Source organism: Sphingobium sp. FG58, assembly GCF_057809055.1.
Map to the genome: position 1 here is coordinate 84306 of NZ_JBMDJF010000002.1, position 17604 is coordinate 101909.

At 64.4% G+C, this 17604-nt stretch carries 13 protein-coding genes and 1 tRNA gene; 11 read left to right on the forward strand and 3 right to left on the reverse strand.

The window, feature by feature from the left end:
• The first annotated feature begins 138 nt into the window (after positions 1 to 138).
• Both ACODR8_RS03060 and ACODR8_RS03065 read left to right on the forward strand, forming a co-directional pair.
• Positions 139 to 1314, forward strand: coding sequence for a vWA domain-containing protein (locus tag ACODR8_RS03060; protein ID WP_294136469.1), 1176 nt, complete (start codon positions 139 to 141; stop codon positions 1312 to 1314).
• A complete protein-coding gene (locus ACODR8_RS03065) occupies positions 1314 to 2297 on the forward strand; it encodes a 2OG-Fe(II) oxygenase (RefSeq protein WP_489005903.1) in 984 nt (327 codons plus the stop codon). The genes ACODR8_RS03060 and ACODR8_RS03065 overlap by 1 nt, the downstream gene beginning before the upstream one ends.
• A gap of 105 nt (positions 2298 to 2402) precedes the next feature.
• Here ACODR8_RS03065 and ACODR8_RS03070 read toward each other — a convergent pair whose 3' ends face one another.
• On the reverse strand, positions 2403 to 3488 hold the full coding sequence (locus ACODR8_RS03070) for an anhydro-N-acetylmuramic acid kinase (RefSeq protein ID WP_489005904.1): 1086 nt from the start codon (positions 3486 to 3488) through the stop codon (positions 2403 to 2405).
• A 54-nt stretch (positions 3489 to 3542) separates the two neighbouring features.
• Between ACODR8_RS03070 and tyrS the strand changes: the two genes are divergently transcribed.
• Positions 3543 to 4760 (forward strand): tyrosine--tRNA ligase, encoded by a 1218-nt coding sequence (tyrS, locus tag ACODR8_RS03075; protein ID WP_489005905.1) that lies wholly within the window; start codon positions 3543 to 3545, stop codon positions 4758 to 4760.
• A 76-nt stretch (positions 4761 to 4836) separates the two neighbouring features.
• A complete protein-coding gene (locus ACODR8_RS03080) occupies positions 4837 to 5190 on the forward strand; it encodes a PilZ domain-containing protein (protein ID WP_489005906.1) in 354 nt (117 codons plus the stop codon).
• 134 nt (positions 5191 to 5324) lie between these two features.
• Here the strand turns inward: ACODR8_RS03080 and recG are convergent, their stop codons facing one another.
• A complete protein-coding gene (gene recG / locus ACODR8_RS03085) occupies positions 5325 to 7388 on the reverse strand; it encodes an ATP-dependent DNA helicase RecG (protein WP_489005907.1) in 2064 nt (687 codons plus the stop codon).
• A 211-nt stretch (positions 7389 to 7599) separates the two neighbouring features.
• Here recG and ACODR8_RS03090 point away from each other — a divergent pair, with 211 nt between their 5' ends.
• The 3 genes from ACODR8_RS03090 (at position 7600) to ACODR8_RS03100 (ending at position 11890) form a co-directional block, all read left to right on the forward strand.
• Complete coding sequence (locus ACODR8_RS03090; protein ID WP_489006175.1) at positions 7600 to 7866, forward strand: FAD assembly factor SdhE; 267 nt, start codon at positions 7600 to 7602, stop codon at positions 7864 to 7866.
• Between the two features lie 100 nt (positions 7867 to 7966).
• The gene (mfd, locus tag ACODR8_RS03095; protein ID WP_489005908.1) at positions 7967 to 11431 is read left to right on the forward strand and encodes a transcription-repair coupling factor; all 3465 of its coding nucleotides are present in this window, start codon (positions 7967 to 7969) and stop codon (positions 11429 to 11431) included.
• Positions 11432 to 11494: 63 nt separating this feature from the next.
• Positions 11495 to 11890, forward strand: coding sequence for an MAPEG family protein (locus ACODR8_RS03100; RefSeq protein ID WP_217672207.1), 396 nt, complete (start codon positions 11495 to 11497; stop codon positions 11888 to 11890).
• Positions 11891 to 12068: 178 nt separating this feature from the next.
• On the opposite strand, the gene ACODR8_RS03105 is transcribed toward ACODR8_RS03100, so the two are convergent.
• Complete coding sequence (locus ACODR8_RS03105; protein WP_489005909.1) at positions 12069 to 14084, reverse strand: putative bifunctional diguanylate cyclase/phosphodiesterase; 2016 nt, start codon at positions 14082 to 14084, stop codon at positions 12069 to 12071.
• Between the two features lie 119 nt (positions 14085 to 14203).
• Between ACODR8_RS03105 and moaA the strand changes: the two genes are divergently transcribed.
• From moaA to ACODR8_RS03125, 4 genes are all read left to right on the forward strand, one after another.
• Positions 14204 to 15217: a GTP 3',8-cyclase MoaA gene (gene moaA / locus ACODR8_RS03110; RefSeq protein ID WP_489005910.1), complete on the forward strand. Its 1014-nt coding sequence runs from the start codon at positions 14204 to 14206 to the stop codon at positions 15215 to 15217.
• Positions 15214 to 15990: an NAD kinase gene (locus ACODR8_RS03115; RefSeq protein ID WP_294136428.1), complete on the forward strand. Its 777-nt coding sequence runs from the start codon at positions 15214 to 15216 to the stop codon at positions 15988 to 15990. The genes moaA and ACODR8_RS03115 overlap by 4 nt, the downstream gene beginning before the upstream one ends.
• 124 nt (positions 15991 to 16114) lie before the next feature.
• Positions 16115 to 16189: transfer RNA gene (locus ACODR8_RS03120), tRNA-Asn, on the forward strand.
• Between the two features lie 137 nt (positions 16190 to 16326).
• Positions 16327 to 17586, forward strand: coding sequence for a tyrosine-type recombinase/integrase (locus ACODR8_RS03125; RefSeq protein ID WP_489005911.1), 1260 nt, complete (start codon positions 16327 to 16329; stop codon positions 17584 to 17586).
• The last annotated feature ends 18 nt before the right edge of the window (positions 17587 to 17604 follow it).

A 17604-nucleotide genomic window follows, 5' to 3' on the forward strand; every position in this document is an offset into this window, starting at 1 on the left:
TGTTTTCCAAGCGTGCGCCCCAAATTTTCGGATCAACGGATAGTGACGCATTAACCATGCACTGCAACACTTAATATTCCGACAAGCCATCGCCCCGGCCGCTTGCATCGCGCGCCGCGCTGCCCGACAAGGGCGGCCATGCTGCTCAATTTTCTCGATGCGCTCCGGGCCGCTGGCATCCCCGCCAGCATCAAGGAGCATCTGCTGCTGCTGGAAGCGCTGGACCGCGACGTCATCGAACGGCGGCCAGAGGATTTCTATTATCTCGCCCGCGCCACCTATGTGAAGGATGAAGGGCTGCTCGACCGCTTCGATCAGGTGTTCGGACAGGTGTTCAAGGGCGTTCTGGGCAGTTCAGGCGTAGAGGCGGAGATACCGGAGGAATGGCTGCGGCTGGTCGCCGAAAAATATCTCAGCCCCGAAGAGATGGAAAAGATCAAGTCGCTGGGCGACTGGGACGAGATTATGGAGACGCTCAAGAAGCGGCTGGAGGAGCAGCAGGGGCGGCATCAGGGCGGCAATAAATGGATCGGCACCGGCGGCACATCCCCCTTCGGCCATGGCGGCTATAATCCCGAAGGCGTCCGCATCGGCGGAGAGAGTAAACATAAGCGCGCGATCAAAGTGTGGGAAAAGCGCGACTTCGCCAATCTCGACAACACGAAAGAATTAGGCACCCGCAATATCAAGGTCGCGCTGCGCCGCCTGCGCCGTTTCGCGCGCGAAGGATCGGCGGAGGAACTGGACCTCGACGAAACCATCCGTGGCACCGCGCGGCAGGGCTGGCTCGACATCCGCATGCGCCCGGAACGGCATAATGCGGTCAAGCTGCTGCTGTTTCTCGATGTCGGCGGATCAATGGACCCGTTCGTCAAGCTGTGTGAGGAACTCTTCTCCGCAGCCACCAGCGAATTCAAGAATATGGAATTTTTCTACTTCCATAACTGCCTTTATGAAGGGGTGTGGAAGGATAATCGCCGCCGCTTTGCCGAGCGCACCCCGACCTGGGACATCCTCCACAAATATGGTCATGACTATAAGGTGATCTTCGTCGGCGACGCGGCGATGAGTCCCTATGAGATCAGCCATCCGGGCGGCTCGGTCGAACATATGAATGAGGAAGCGGGCGGGGTGTGGCTGCAACGGGTCGCCCATACCTATCCCGCGACGGTGTGGCTCAACCCGACGCCGGAGGCGCATTGGGGCTATAGCCAGTCGACCCGACTGATCCGCGAGGCGATGAACGACCGCATGTATCCGCTGACGATCGAGGGTATCGACGCGGCCATGCGGGAGCTGACCCGCAAGCGCTGATGGCGGGCGTGGCGGCAGAGGCGCTGGCGCTGCTCCAGCGCGGCGACAGCGCGTCGGCGCAGGCGCTGGTCGATGCCGGTTGCGCGCGGGGTGATGGCGACGCGCTGGCGATGCGGGCGCTCTGGCGGGTCGAAGGGCGGCTGGTGCCGCGCGACCTGCCTGCTGCGCGCGCTGATCTGGCCGCTGCCGACACGATCGGTGCAGCACGGATTCTGGCCGGTTTCCTCGCCATCGGGATCGGTGGCACGCGCGACTGGGCCGGTGCGCTGGCGATGCTGGATGATTGGGCGAACCGCGATCCGATCGCCGCGCAACAACGCGCCCTGATCGCGGCGATGGCGATCGACGCCAAAGGCGATCCGCTTGCTCTGCCCACGCCTCAGCCATTGTCCGACAGCCCGATGATCCATGCCTTGCCCGGCCTGCTCACCGCGCCGGAATGTGACCTGCTCGCCACCCTGTCCGACCGGCGGCTGCGTCCGGCGCTGATCTTTCACGAAGGGCAAAGGCGCTTCGTCGCCGATCCTGTGCGCGATTCAGACGCGGCGGGGTTTCCCATCGTATCCGAATGGCCCGCCATCCACGCGATCAACCGCCGCCTCGCCGCCATCAGCGGCACGGCGGTCGAACAGGGCGAAACGCTCCAGGTGCTGCGCTACCGCCCCGGCCAGCAATATCGCCCCCATCTGGACGCTGTGCCGGGCCTCACCAACCAGCGCAGCCTGACCCTGCTGGTCTATCTCAACGATGCGTATGACGGCGGCGAAACCCACTTTACCCGCCTGCCCCTCACCCATCGCGGTCGCAAGGGCGACGGCCTGCTGTTTGCCAACACCCTCCCCGACGGACGCCCCGACCCGATGAGCGAACATGCCGGGCTACCGGTGCAATCGGGCATAAAACTGATCGCCAGCCGCTGGATCAGGCAGCGACCGCCCGAAGGCCCGGACGGCTTCGGCCAGCATGAGGCGGCGTCGCCATGACCCCACTGTCCTACAGCAAACCAGCTTGCTATGATTCGCCACGCCCTTTGCGATAGGATCACGCCCACGCAATATAATGGCGTATTTACCGGGAAATATGCGAAGTTAAGCCCGAAACAGCACCCCGCCCGTAATCGGCTCCGGCGCGCCCGTAGTGCCGGGAAAGCTGATCGGCATCCCCTCCAGATGGCGCACCGCCATATAGGCAAAACCCTGCGCCTCCAGCGCGTCGCCGTCCCAGCCCAGCGCATCCACAGCCCGAACATCAACCCCGCAACGCGCCGCCAGCATCGCCATCAGCGTTTCATTATGCCGCCCGCCACCCGCGACATGCAGGCATAGGGGCCGCTCGGTCAGATGGTCTATCCCCCGCGCCACCGCTGCCGCTGAAAAGGCGGTCAGCGTCGCCGCGCCATCTTCGAGGCTCAACCCCTGCACCGCCTGGATCGTGAACGCCTCCCGGTCGATGCTCTTGGGCGGCGGCACGGCAAACCAGGGGTCGGCCAGCATCGCCGCCAGCCGCGCCTCATCGACCGTCCCAAGCGCCGCACAAGCCCCACCCGCGTCATAGGCCGCATCCCCATGCGCCTGCATCCAATTGTCGATCAGCCCGCTCGCCATCCCGGTGTCGAAAGCCGTCAGCGCCCCGTCCGATCCGATCGCGGTGATATTGGCGACCCCGCCCAGATTGAGGACCGCCACCGGCTTGTCCAGCCCGGCAGCCAGCGCGCGATGATAGACCGGCAACAGCGGCGCGCCCTGCCCGCCCGCCGCCACGTCCGCGCTGCGCAGGTCGCCGACGACCGCTATGCCGAACGCCCCGGCCAGCGCCGCGCCGTTACCAATCTGCCAGGTCCAGCGCCGGTCGGGCCGGTGCGCCACGGTATGGCCATGAAAGCCGATGACGCCGATATCCTCCGCCACATGCCCGCTGCGCCCCAACAGGTCGGCCACCGCCTCGACATGCAATTCCGTCAGTTCCGCCTCGACCGATGCGATCAGCGGCTCGAACCCCGGCGCTTCCATCGTCATGGCGCGGGCGCAGGCTTCGGCCAGCCGCAGCCGGAAACCGTCATGATAGGGTTGCGCATGAAAAGCGACCGGCTTCACATGCCCATTCCCGTCCGTCTCGATCAGCGCCGCGTCGATCCCGTCGCGCGATGTCCCCGACATCAGGCCGATTGCCAGCATTTACGACTCTCCGCCTCTTTTACAGCCGCCCTCCCAATGCTACAGGCGCGCGCCATGAGCAACTATCAGTCCGACCTCCTGCGCCTGCTCGACACGCGCGGCTATATCCATGACGTCACCAATGCGGCGGGTCTCGACGCGCTGGCGCAGAAGGAGATCGTACCCGGCTATATCGGTTTCGATCCGACCGCGCCTTCGCTCCATGTCGGCAGCCTGGTCCAGATCATGATGCTGCGGCGGATGCAGCAGGCGGGCCACAAGCCGATCGTTCTGATGGGCGGCGGCACCGGAAAGATCGGCGACCCCAGCTTCAAGGACGAAGCGCGCAAGCTGCTGACCGACGATCTGATCACGTCCAACGTCGCCAGCATCAAGCGGGTGTTCGAGAAGTTCCTGACCTTTGGCGATGGTCCGACCGACGCGGTCATGGTCGACAATGCCGACTGGCTCGACAGGCTGGAATATATCCCCTTCCTGCGCGACATCGGCCAGCATTTCTCGGTCAACCGGATGCTGAGCTTCGATAGCGTCAAGATGCGGCTAGAGCGCGAGCAGTCGCTCAGCTTCCTCGAATTCAACTATATGATCCTGCAAGCCTATGACTTTCTGGAACTGTCGCGCCGTTCGGCCTGCCGGTTGCAGATGGGCGGATCGGACCAGTGGGGCAATATCGTCAACGGCATCGAACTGTCGCGCCGGGTCGAGGGCACGCAGGTTTATGGCCTGACCAGCCCGCTGATCACCACGGCGGACGGCGGCAAGATGGGCAAGACGATGAACGGCGCGGTCTGGCTGAACGCCGACGCGCTGCCGCCCTATGATTATTGGCAATTCTGGCGCAATACCCAGGATGCCGATGTCGGTCGCTTCATGCGGCTGTTCACCGACCTGCCGCTCGACGAGATCGCCCGGCTGGAAGCCTTGCAGGGCGCGGAGATCAACGAGGCGAAAAAGATACTGGCCGACGCCGCCACCGCCATGGCCCATGGCGCGGAGGCAGCCGCCGCTTCGGCGGAAACGGCCCGCAAAACCTTCGAGGAAGGCGCATCCGACGCCAACCTGCCGACCGTCAGCATCGGTGCGGAGGCGCTGACCGTAGTGCAGGCCAATGTCGCGCTCGGCTTTGCCACGTCGAACAAGGAAGCACGTCGGAAATTGTCGGAAAATGCGATCCGCGTGAACGGCAATGTGGTGAACGATCCTGCCCTGGCGCTGAAACCGGGCGACAAGGTGAGTTTCGGCACGAAAAAGCATGGGATCGTGGTCGCCTGACGCAGAAAGAATGTTAGGGGGAAATTAACGCTTTCCCCTAGCAAAGCGTCCATCTTCGTCGCCCTAGGCTGCGGCTATGTCGTCGCTGTTCGCCAACCTCAATCATGTCATGCGCTCGCGCGATCCAGCGGTGGATCAGCGCCGGGCCACCCGTGATCTGGTCGATATGGTAAGCCATGTCACCGCGCGCGGCCGCACCCATGGCGTACGGATCATCAACATTTCCGCGCTCGGTGCGATGTGTCGCACCGAAGGCGAATTGCTGATGGGCGAGCGGCTGACCCTCTGGCTGCCGATCCTGAAGGACCATCCCGCCGAAGTGCGCTGGGTCGAGGACGGACGGCTGGGCATCGAATTTCTGAAACCCATCGCCCCGCGAACCTATGACGCGCTGATGGCCCTCGTCCCGCCACGTCGGACGGTCTGGTAGCGGGTCGCGATCGCGGTCGCTGGTAGTTTATTTATCTCCGTTCGGGCTGAGCCTGTCGAAGCCCTGCACTTCTTCTTGCTCGCGGAAAAGTACAGCCCTTCGACAGGCTCAGGGCGAACGGATATGGTGTGAGCTTAGCCGCCCCGCAGCAACCCTACCGCCGCATCCCGCTCGAACAGATAGAGGCAAGTCCGCGCTGCCTGCCCGCGTGGGCTGTCGAGGCCGCCATCGCGGTCGATCAGCAAGTGCGCGTCATCGCGCGCCGCGTCCAGCAAGGATGCCAGATGCTCCGGCGTGGCGAGCTTCAACTGCTGCTCGCCCGACTGGCGCGTCCCCAGCACTTCGCCCGCGCCGCGCAGTTTCAGATCCTCCTCGGCAATGCGGAAGCCATCGTTCGTCTCGCGCATCAGCGCCAGCCGCGCCCGCGACGTCTCGCCCAGTGCATTGCCACGCAGCAGCAGGCAGACCGACGGCTTGTCGCCGCGTCCCACGCGCCCGCGCAACTGGTGCAACTGGGCCAGTCCAAAGCGATCCGCCCCTTCGATGATGATCAGGCTGGAGTTTGGCACATCGACGCCGACCTCGATCACCGTGGTCGCGACCAATATCTGGGTCCGGTTGGCGGCGAAGGCCTCCATCGCGGCGTCCTTGTCCGGCCCTTTCATCCGGCCATGGACCAGACCCACCCGATCGCCAAAGCGCAACTTGAGCGATTCGGCGCGGGCCTCCGCCGCGGCCTGATCGCTCGTCTCGCTCTCCTCGACCAGCGGACAGACCCAATAGGCTTGTCCGCCGCCCTCGACATGGCGGGCCAGCGCATCGACCACTTCGTCCAATCGCGTGGCGGCCATCACCACGGTCTGGATCGGCTGGCGACCCGGCGGCATCTCGTCCAGCTTGGACACCTCCATCTCGCCATAATATGTCAGGGTCAGTGTCCGGGGAATCGGCGTCGCGGTCATCACCAGCAGATGCGGCGCGCGCTCCGCCTTGTTCGCCAGCATCATCCGCTGGGCCACGCCAAAGCGATGCTGCTCGTCGATCACCGCCAGCCCCAGATGCTTGTACTGCACCGCCTCCTGAAAGATGGCGTGGGTGCCGACGAGGATGTCGATGCTGCCATCGGCCAGCCCCATCAGCGTGGCCTCCCGCACCTTGCCCTTGTCGCGCCCGGTCAGGATGGCGATCTCCACCGGCAGGCCCGACGCCATCTTGCGCAGCGTCTCATAATGTTGCCGCGCCAATATCTCGGTCGGGGCCAGCATCGCGCCCTGCATCCCGGCCTCGACCGCGTTGAGCAACGCCATCAACGCCACCAAAGTCTTGCCCGACCCGACATCGCCCTGGAGCAGCCGCAGCATCGGCGTGGCCTGCGCCATGTCGCCCTCAATCTCGCCGAACGCGCGGCGCTGCGCCCCGGTCGGCGCAAAGGGCAGCTTGAGCATCGCCCGCAGCCGGCCGTCGCCCGCGATCGGCACGCCCCGCCGCCGCCGCGACGATTGCCGCACCAGCATCAGCGCCAGTTGCCCGGCGAAAATCTCGTCATAGGCCAGGCGTTCGCGGGCCAGGGCGTCGGACGGGTCGGCATGAATCCGCGCCAGTGCCTCGCGCCAGCCGGGCCAGTCCTTGCGGGCCAGCAGGCTGGGTTCGATCCATTCGGGCAGGTCCGGCGCACGGGCCAGCGCCTGCCCCACCAGATCGCGCATCCGGTTGTTGGTCAGCCCTTCGGACAGGCCATAGACCGGCTCGCGCGCGGGGATGGTCGCGGCCTCGTCGGGCGGCAGTACATGGTCGGGGTGGACGATCTGGAGATTGTCGCCATAGGCCTCCAGCTTGCCCGACACGAATTTGGGTTCATTGAGCGGCAACAGCTTGCGCGGCCAGGCGCTGTTCCTGCCGAAATAGGTCAGCGACACATAATTGCCATGCCTGTCGGTCGCATGGACGCGGAACGGCGCGCGGGCGCTGCCGCTGGCGCGATAGTCCACCGGGGTCAGGACGATACCGATCACCCGGCCCGTATCGGCCATATCCAGCTCGTCGGTCAGGACGCGATCGACCCAGCTGACCGGCAGATGGAACGCCACATCGACCGCGCGCGCCAGCCCCAGCCGCTCCAGCGGGCGGGCCAGCGCCGGTCCAATGCCCTTAAGGACAGAGATTTCGGCAAAGAGCGGATTGAGAATATCGGGTCGCATGTCTATCTGCTGCTCGTCTAGCTGAGCCGGGGCGCATACTCAAATGCGCGATCGGCCGAGCTGCTTTTACCCACCCTGCTCCCGTTCGTGCTGAGTAGGGACTGAGCGAAGTCGAAGGCCCGTATCGAAGCATCGCGTCCTGCGCCTCCTTCGATACGCCATTTCGACTTCGCTCAATGGCTACTCAGGACGAACGGATAGTGGAATGACCATGAACGATGATCCCCAGATGCGCCGCCTGAAATTCCGCGCCTGGCACCGGGGGACGCGCGAATCCGATTATGCGGTGGGCGGCTTTTTCGAGCGCTATCACAAGGAATGGAACGCGCAAGAAATCGCCTGGTTCGAGCGGTTCATGGATGAACAGGATGCCGACATCATCGGCTGGGCGTTAGGCACCATCCCTGTGCCGGACGAATGGAAAGGGCCGATGATGGACAAGTTCCTGAAGCTCGATTTCGTGAAAATCGAGAACTGACACCGTCATCCCCGCGCAGGCGGGGATCCATCTCCGAACGAGGCAATCAGGCGCAAGGCCGGGAGATGGATTCCCGCCTGCGCGGGAATGACACAGCAAAATGACCGATCTCCAGAAAATCCTCCGCGCAAAAGCGCCGCTCACCCTGTCGGGCGTTCCTGCGGGATTCCAACCCTGGTTGCTGGCCGACATCGCCCGCGCTTCGCCGAGCCGCGCCGTGTTCGTCGCCTCCGACGAGCAACTGATGCGCGCGGTGGCGGAGACGGCGCATTATTTCGCGCCGGAGATCGAGATTATCGAAATCCCCGCCTGGGATTGCCTGCCCTATGACCGCGCCAGCCCGTCGCTTCGCACCGCGTCGGCGCGGCTTGCGGGGCTTCACGCCTTGCAGGCCACGCCCAAGGGACCGCAACTGGTACTGACCACGCTCAACGCTCTGACCCAGCGCACGCTCACGCCGTTCCGCGTCCGGCAACTGGTAGCCAAGCTCGCGCCCAAGGAGCGGATCGCGATCACGCGGCTGGCCGAAATGCTCCAGGCCAATGGCTATGTCCGCACCGATACCGTCCACGACCGGGGCGAGTTTGCGATTCGCGGGGGCATTGTCGATCTGTTTCCGGGCGGAGAGGAGCAGCCGCTCCGCCTCGATTTCTTCGGGGATGAGATCGAGACGGTCCGCCGCTTCGATCCCGGCGACCAGCGCACCACGGGCAGCGTCGATGGCTTCACCCTGCTCCCCGCGTCCGAAGCGTTGCTGGACGAGGATACGATCAAGCGTTTCCGCGGTCGCTATCGCGAGATGTTCGGCGCGACCGCGACCGGCGATCCGCTCTATCAGGCGGTCAGCGACGGGCGACGCCTGTCGGGCATGGAACATTGGCTACCCCTGTTCGAGGAAAAGCTGGTCCCGCTGTCCGACCATCTGGGCGATGATGCCGTCATCATCCGCGACCATGGCGTCGTCGGCGCGGCGGATTCCCGGTTCGAGGCGATCCGCGACTATCATGCCAACCGGGTGCAGGCGAAATCGTCGGACCCCGGCGCCTATCGCCCGCTCAAGCCCGACCTCCTCTATCTCGACGCCGCCGAATGGGACGCGATCGTCGCTCGTTGGCCGATGCACGTCGCGACGCCCTTTCATGAGCCGGACAGCGCCACCGTGCTGGACTTCGCCGTCGATGGCCCGCGCGATTTCGCGCCGGAACGCGCGCAGAACGCCAATGTCTATGAAGCAGTCGGCAAACATATCGGCACGCTGCACCGGACCAAGAAGAAGGTCGTCATCGCCAGCTATTCCGCCGGCGCGCGCGAACGGCTGTCGGGCCTGCTCGCCGACCATGGCGTCAAGCGGATGGCGGCGGCGGACAGCTGGCAGGAGGCGCTGGGACTGGCCGCCAGTGGCAGCGTGGTGCTGACCGTCCTGCCGCTCGACCATGGTTTCACCGCGCCCGATGTCGCGGTGTTGACCGAACAGGATATGCTGGGCGACCGGCTGGTCCGCCGGGCCAAGCGCAAGAAGAGCGCCGACGCCTTCCTCGCGGAACTGGCGACGCTCTCGCCCGGCGATCTGGTCGTCCATATGGACCATGGCATAGGCCGCTATGAAGGGCTGACCCAGATTCCGGTCAGCAAGACCGCGCATGATTGCGTCGCCTTAAGCTATGCGGGCGGCGACAAATTGTTCGTGCCTGTCGAAAATCTCGAAGTCCTCTCCCGCTACGGCTCCGACAGCGATGGCGTGAGCCTCGACAAATTGGGCGGCGAAGCGTGGCAGCGGCGCAAGGCCAAGATGAAGGAACGCATCCGCGAGATTGCGGGTGAATTGCTCAGGACCGCCGCCGAACGCGCGCTGCGCGCCGCCACCGTCGCCGAACCCGACAGCGCGGGCTATCCCGCCTTTGTCGATCGCTTCCCCTATCAGGAAACCGAGGATCAGGAGCGCGCCATCCTCGACGTGATCGAGGATCTCGGCGCGGGCAAGCCGATGGACCGGCTTGTCTGCGGCGATGTGGGCTTTGGCAAGACCGAGGTGGCGCTGCGCGCCGCCTTCGTCGCGGCGATGGCCGGGATGCAGGTCGTGCTGATCTGCCCCACCACACTGCTCGCGCGGCAGCATCATATGCAGTTTGAGGAGCGCTTCCGTGGCTTCCCGGTCAATATCGGTCGCCTCTCCCGCCTCGTCCCCGACAAGGAGGCCAAGGCGGTCAAGGCGGGGCTGGCCGACGGCACAGTGGACATCGTCATCGGCACCCATGCGCTGCTGACCAAGGGTATCGAATTCAAGCGCCTCGGCCTCGTCATCGTCGATGAGGAACAACGGTTCGGCGTGACCCACAAGGAGCGGCTGAAGTCACTGAAGACCGACGTGCATGTCCTGACACTGACGGCGACACCCATCCCGCGCACGCTGCAAATGGCGATGTCGGGGCTGCGCGAACTGTCGGTGATCCAGACCCCGCCGGTCGATCGTCTGGCTGTGCGCAGCTACATCATGCCGTGGGACGGCGTGGTGATCCGCGAAGCCCTGTTGCGTGAACATTATCGCGGCGGGCAGAGCTTCTTCGTCGTCCCCCGCATCGCGGACCTGACCGAGATTGAAGAGTATCTGCGCACCGAAGTCCCCGAAATCAAGGCCATCGTCGCCCATGGCCAGATGAGCGCGACGCAGGTGGAAGAACGTATGTCGGCCTTTTACGACAAGCGCTACGACGTGTTGCTGTCCACCACCATCGTCGAAAGCGGGCTGGACATCCCCAGCGCCAACACGCTGATCATCCACCGCGCCGACCGTTTCGGCCTCGCCCAACTCTATCAGCTGCGCGGGCGCGTGGGCCGGTCCAAGACCCGCGCCTATGCCTATATGACGACGCCTGCCAACCGCATCATTACCGAGACAGCAGAGAAGCGTCTGAAAGTGCTGTCCGATCTCGACACGCTGGGAGCTGGCTTCCAGCTGGCCAGCCATGATCTCGACATTCGCGGCGCGGGCAATCTGGTCGGTGACGAACAGTCGGGCCATATCCGCGAAGTGGGCTTTGAACTCTACCAGTCGATGCTGGAGGAGGCGATCCTGGATGCCAAGGCGGGCGGCGCAGGTCTGGAACCGCGCAGCGACAGCTTCTCGCCCCAGATCAGCGTCGATGCGCCGATCATGATCCCCGACGATTATGTCCCCGATCTCGACCTGCGCATGGGTCTCTACCGCCGCCTGAACGAGGTGGAGGACCGGCAGGGTCTGGAATCCTTCGCCGCCGAACTGATCGACCGTTTCGGCAAGCTGCCCGCGCCGACGCAAAACCTGCTCAAGATCATCGAGATCAAGCAGAATTGCGTCAAAGCCAATATCGCCAAGATCGACGTCGGGCAAAAGGGCGCGCTGGTCAGCTTCTTCGAGGATCGCTTTCCCAATCCCGCGGGTCTGGTCGCCTATATCCAGCGACTCGACGGCGTGGCGCGGCTGCGCCCCGACAGCAAGGTCGTGGTCAATCGCAACTGGGCCGATTCCGCCGCTCGTCTGAACGGCGCGCTGCAATTGTCGAAAGGGCTGGCCAAAGCGGCAGGGTGATGCCTTGTCGTCTGCCGGGGGATGGCTTAGGCTGAGCCATCAACGGGGTGGGAGATGAAGATCATGGCTGTCGAACTGTTCGTGCTGGCCTGGAGCATGGTGCTGCTCCTGATCCACATCTTCGCCGCCGCCCATGTCAAAACGAAGCAATATGGCACCAACTGGAACATGGGCGCGCGCGATGAGACATTGCCGCCGCTCAACCCGGTGGCCGGTCGCCTGGCCCGCGCCCAGGCGAATTTTCAGGAAACCCTGCCGATCGCCATCGTCGCGCTGATCGGCGTCGTGGTGGCTGGCCGATCGAGCGACATGACCATGCTCGGCGCCCATATCTGGCTGGGCGCGCGCATCCTCTATCTGCCGGTCTATGCGCTGGGCATTCCCAAGATTCGCACGCTGATCTTCCTCGTCAGCCTGGTCGGACTGGGCATGGTGTTGTGGCCGTTGCTGAGCCTTTAGAATGTAATACCCGTTCGTCCTGAGTAGCCATTGAGCGAAGTCGGAGTCGCAGACGACCGTAGGTCAAATGGCATATCGAAGGACTAGGCGCTGCGCATAATGCTTCGATACGAGCCTTCGACAAGCTCAGTCTCTACTCAGCACGAACGGATGTTAGGCAAACTAAGGGCATTGCACTTCAGCCCGCCAGCACCAGCGCGACCAGATCGGCGGACGATACGCCCGCCGATCGCAGGAAACCCTGATAATAATCGCATCCCTCACGCGCCAGCAAATCAAGCTGCTGCTGCGTCTCCACTCCTTCCGCCACGACCTTCAGGCCCAGCGACTTGGCCATGTGGATGACCCCGCGCACGACGATGCGGTCGCGCGCAGTCCCGGCAATATCCTGCGCCAGCCCGCTGTCGATCTTGAGATAGTCGAGCGGCAGACTCTTGAGATAGGCGAGGCTGGAATAGCCCGTGCCGAAATCATCGATCGCAACCGCCAGCCCCTCCGACCGGAGCGCAGTCAGAAGCGCGGCGGCGGCATCGACATCCTCGATCAGCCCGCTTTCAGTGATCTCCACCGTAAGCCTTGACCGAGGAAAGCCGCTGCTGTCCACGATCGCCAGCAACCCGCTCATGAAACCGGGCTGGGCAATGTCCGCAGCCGTCACATTGATCGACAGCCGCAGCGCCGACAGCGCGCGTGGCCATGCCGCTGCCTGCCGCAACGCCTCCACCTGAATATGCGCCGACAGCGGCAGCATATAGTCGGACCGTTCGGCGGTGGCGAACAATATGCCCGCCCCCAGCGGCCCATATTGCGGATGGTTCCAGCGCGCCAGCGCCTCGACGCCGCTGATGATTTCCGAATCCACCGGATATTGCGGCTGGAACACGATGCCGATCTCGCCCCGGTCGAGCGCCAGCCGCAGGTCGGTTTCCAACTGGTCGGGATCGACCTGACGACTGTGGCGATCGGTAGACAGGATGCGAATGCCCTCTCCGCCCGCCTGCCGCGCATCGGCCAGCGCGGTGCCGGCACGACGCAGCAAATGGGTCGCGTCATCTTCGGGGCGAGCTTGGGCTATGCCGCAACGGGCGATCAGGCGGATAAGGTGATCGCCCGCGCTGAAAGGGCGACCGATCGCCGCGATCAATTGCCGCGCCAGGAAGGTCGCGCGGTCGCTGCCCGCCACTTCGCCGGTCAGGCCGACCAGAAATTCGGTGCCGGTGATCCGTGCGACCATTGCGCCGGGCGCAACATCGTCGACCATCCGCTCGATCCGTCTGGCGATGCGCCCCAGCAGCGCGTCGCCGACGACCTGGCCATAGGCCGCGTTCATCCGCTCGAACTGGCTGATCGACAGCAATATGGCGGTAGTCGCCAGCCCGGTCCGCCGGTCGAGCCAGTCCAACGCCGCCTGCCGCGATCGCAGCCCTGTCAGATAATCGCGGCTCGCCAGATCGCGCTCCTGCGCGTCCGACAGCCACTCGACATCGGCCGCGACCACGCCATCCTCGATCCGCAGATGATGGACCAGCCGGTTGCCGGGTCGGTCAGGCAAATCATGCGCCAGCGCGGCGGGACGCCCCGCCCGCATCATCGCCCGCAGCGCCGTCAGCACCGCGCGCCGCTCCGCCCGTGGCAGGCGGCGGATCAGCGCCGCAGGATGAACCCGCGCCATCGGCAGATCGAGATGACGGGCGAGACTTTCGCTCAGTCGCAGCAGCGAATCGCTGCGCCCCAATTCCCAGTAGAGCGCGTCGCCGCGCCGGATTCGCTGGGCGCGCTGGCTGTGCGATGCGCCGCCGCCCAATCGCTCCACAAGCCGCTGCGCCGATGCCAGAGCCGCGCGCAACGACGCCTCGCTATAGGGTGCGGTCAGAAAATGGGTCGCCCCGGCATCCAGCAAATCGGGAATGATCGCTTCATCCGCCTGATCGACCAGCACGATCAGCGCGCCGCCGCCTGCCTCCATCGCCGGGACCAGCGGGGCCAACAGCTTCGCTTCCCCGCCACCCGCGCGCATATCGACCAGCGCGACCTGCGCCTCGCTGCGCAGATAGCGCTGCGGCGCCTCCCGCGCGCGGCGCGCACCAATCGCGCGCCAGCCAGCCGCCTGCGCGGCATGGCACAGCCCGTCCCGGTCGCCGGGCGACAGGATGAAGAGGCTGCGCTGTCCGTCTGCGGCCTGATCCGCGATCACTGATATGGTCCCCTGGGCGCGCGCATCCTGCCGCCTTAGCATCAACGGGTTACCGACGTCTTGCCTATCCCGCAACCGGGGTGCTTGCGCGGGGCAGGTCCATCCCCTAGCTAGGGACCATGGCCATGGCGGAACCCTCACGCACACAAATGACCGACGGCCTTGGCCGCCGGATCAGCTATTTGCGCATATCCGTCACGGACCGCTGCGACCTGCGCTGCCGCTATTGCATGGCGGAAAAGATGCAATTCCTGCCCAAAAATCAGGTGCTGACGCTGGAGGAGATCGCGCTGCTGGCCGACCTGTTCGTCGCGCGCGGCATCAACAAGATACGCCTGACCGGCGGCGAACCGCTGGTGCGCCGCGACATTGGCGATCTGGTGCGCCGGATCGGGCGGCATCTGGGCAATGGGCTGGACGAACTGACGCTGACGACCAATGGCACCCGTTTGATCAATCATGCCGATATGCTGGCCGATGCGGGCGTGCGCCGGATCAACGTAAGCCTCGACAGCCTGGACCCGGTACGTTTTGCCCATATCACGCGCGGCGGCGACATACAGGCGGTATTTGGCGGGCTGAAAGCCGCGCAGGCGGCGGGGCTGGCGATCAAGATCAACATGGTGGCGCTCAAGGGTGTCAATGACGATGAAATCCTGCCGATGCTGCGCTGGTGCGATGCGGAAGGCCTGGACCTGACACTGATCGAAACGATGCCATTGGGCGAAACGGGCGAGGATCGGACCGATCATTATCTGCCGCTAAGCCAGGTGGCCGACGATATCCGCGCGCATTACGCGCTTACGCCTGTGTCCGACCGCACCGGTGGCCCCGCACGCTATCACAGCGTTGCGGGAATGACGGCGCGGCTCGGCCTCATTACCCCGCTCACCAATAATTTCTGCGCCGATTGCAACCGCATCCGCATGACCTGTGAAGGCAAGATTTTCATGTGTCTGGGCCATGAGGACCATGTCGATTTCAAAGCCGCGCTGCGTGAAGGCGGCCTGCCAGCCGTCGAACCGCTGATCGACCGCGCCCTGCGTTTGAAGCCCGCTCGCCACGACTTCCGCATCGGCGCGGGTGAAACCGCGCCTGCAACCCGTCGTCATATGAGCGTCACCGGCGGATGAGCGGCGAGATTCGGCGCGCGCTGGTCGTGTCCCCTACCCAGGCAGCCAAGGCCGCCGAGGAGCGCCTGCGCGCCACCTACGACTTCGTGCCGGTCGATCAGGCCGAAATGATCATCGCGCTGGGCGGCGATGGCTATATGCTCCAGACGCTCCATTCGATGCTGGAAGCGCGGCGGATCGTCCCGGTGTTCGGCATGAACCTGGGCACGGTCGGCTTCCTGATGAACGAATGGCGGCTGGAGCGGCTGGAACAGCGGCTGGAAGCGGCCAAGATGTTCAAGGTCAATCCGCTGCGCATGATCGTCGATACGGTCGATGGCGAGCGTTTCTCCATCCCTGCCATCAACGAAGTGTCGCTGCTGCGCGAAACCCGCCAGACCGCCAAGCTGGAGGTGCAGGTCAATGGCCGCGTCGTCCTGCCCGAACTGGTGTGCGACGGCGTGCTGGTGGCGACGCCAGCCGGGTCCACCGCCTATAATCTGTCGGCCCATGGCCCCATATTGCCGTTGGGATCGGCGCTGGTCGCATTGACCCCGATCAGCCCGTTCCGCCCGCGTCGCTGGCGTGGCGCGATCCTGCCGGAAAACACCGTCATCCGCTTCACGGTGCTTGATCCGGTCAAGCGCCCGGTCAGCGCCGTGGCCGACCAGCGCGAAGTCCGCGACGTCGCCCAGGTGGAAATCAAGATCGACCGCGCGACCCCGCTAACCTTGTTGTTCGACCCGGAACATACGCTGGACGACCGCATCGCGGCCGAACAATTCATCGCCTGAACGGGGGCTTTAACGGGGCCAAAGCCCGGCCTGACGGGGACCCAAAAAAATCATCAGATTAGCGCTTGCCAATTCTTAAAAGCCGCTGCTATAGGCGCGGCCTGCCCGGCGGAAGTCGGGCTGCTCCCCGATAGCTCAGCGGTAGAGCATTCGACTGTTAATCGAATGGCCGTAGGTTCGAATCCTACTCGGGGAGCCAACATCGCTTCTCTGGCGAGATCAGCCAGTGTCAGAAACCTTGCAAATCCGTGGATTTAACTACAGTCACCGTCTCAGGCGGTATCACTGTAGAACACCGCAGCGCCCCTTTTGCGGGGGCACAACGGGGGGCATCATTTGCTGACGGATGTGCGGTGCCGGAACGCCAAGGGGAAGGACAAGCCCTACAAGCTGGCGGATGCTCATGGCCTATATCTGTACGTCATGCCATCCGGCACGCGATCATGGCGCCTCAAATACCGATTTGGGGGCAAGGAACACCGGCTGACATTCGGCACCTATCCCGACGTCTCGGTCACACAGGCGCGGGAATCGCGCGAACATGCCCGCAAGCTGCTGCGCGAGGGCATCAATCCGAAAGTCGATCGAAAGCAGCAGGCAGCGGTGGCGGCAATCGCCAGCGGCAATACGTTCGAAGCGATCGCGCGACAATGGCACGCGCAGCAGGAGAAGATCCGCGCGGCGCGCTACGCGGGTCAGATCCTCGATCGGCTATCGGCCGACGTCTTTCCGGCGATCGGCACCTTGCCCGTTTCCGCAATCACACCAGCTTTAGTGCTGACCGTGGTACGCGCGATCGAAGCCCGCGGCGCAATCGAAATGGCGCATCGGGTGCGTCAGCATATCTCATCGGTCTTTGTGTATGCGATCGGCGCTGGCTGGGCGGAGACCAATCCGGCCGCCATCATCCAGCCGGTACTGGAACCCCGACGCAAATCCCTGCGACCGGCGGTGCTGAAGCTGGATCAAGCACGCAAGGTGCTGCGCGACGTCGAGCAGCTCGACGGCACATATCTCGTGACGAAGCTGGCTTCCCGCCTGTTGGCGCTGACCGTCGTGCGTCCCGGCGTGCTGCGCCTGGCCGACCCCAAGGAGTTCGAGGATCTGGACGGCCCGGCCCCGATCTGGCGCATACCGGTCTCGAAAATGAAGCTGACGCGCGAACGCAAACAGGATGCGAGCTTCGAATTCATAGTGCCGCTCAGCCGGCAGGCGGTCGAAACGGTGAAGGCGGCGATGGAATGGGCAGGCACGAAGCCGCTGCTCTTCCCCAGCATTCGCAACTCGCGGCAACCGATCACGGACAGTACAATCAGCAAGCTCTATCGAACGGCCGGATACGCAGGCAAACATGTGCCGCACGGTTGGCGGGCTACCTTCTCCACAATCATGAACGAACTGGCCGGCCGGGAGAATCGAGTCGGCGATCGGGAAGTCATCGACCTCATGCTGGCGCATATTCAGGAAGGCGTCGAAGCAGCGTACAATCGGGCGGCCTATATGCCCCGCCGCCGCGAACTTGCGCAGGAATGGGCGGACATGCTGATGAAGGGTATGCCTTCCGCACGATCGTTGCTGGACGCCAAGATCGGCTGACCATCTGGGCGGTGGCCG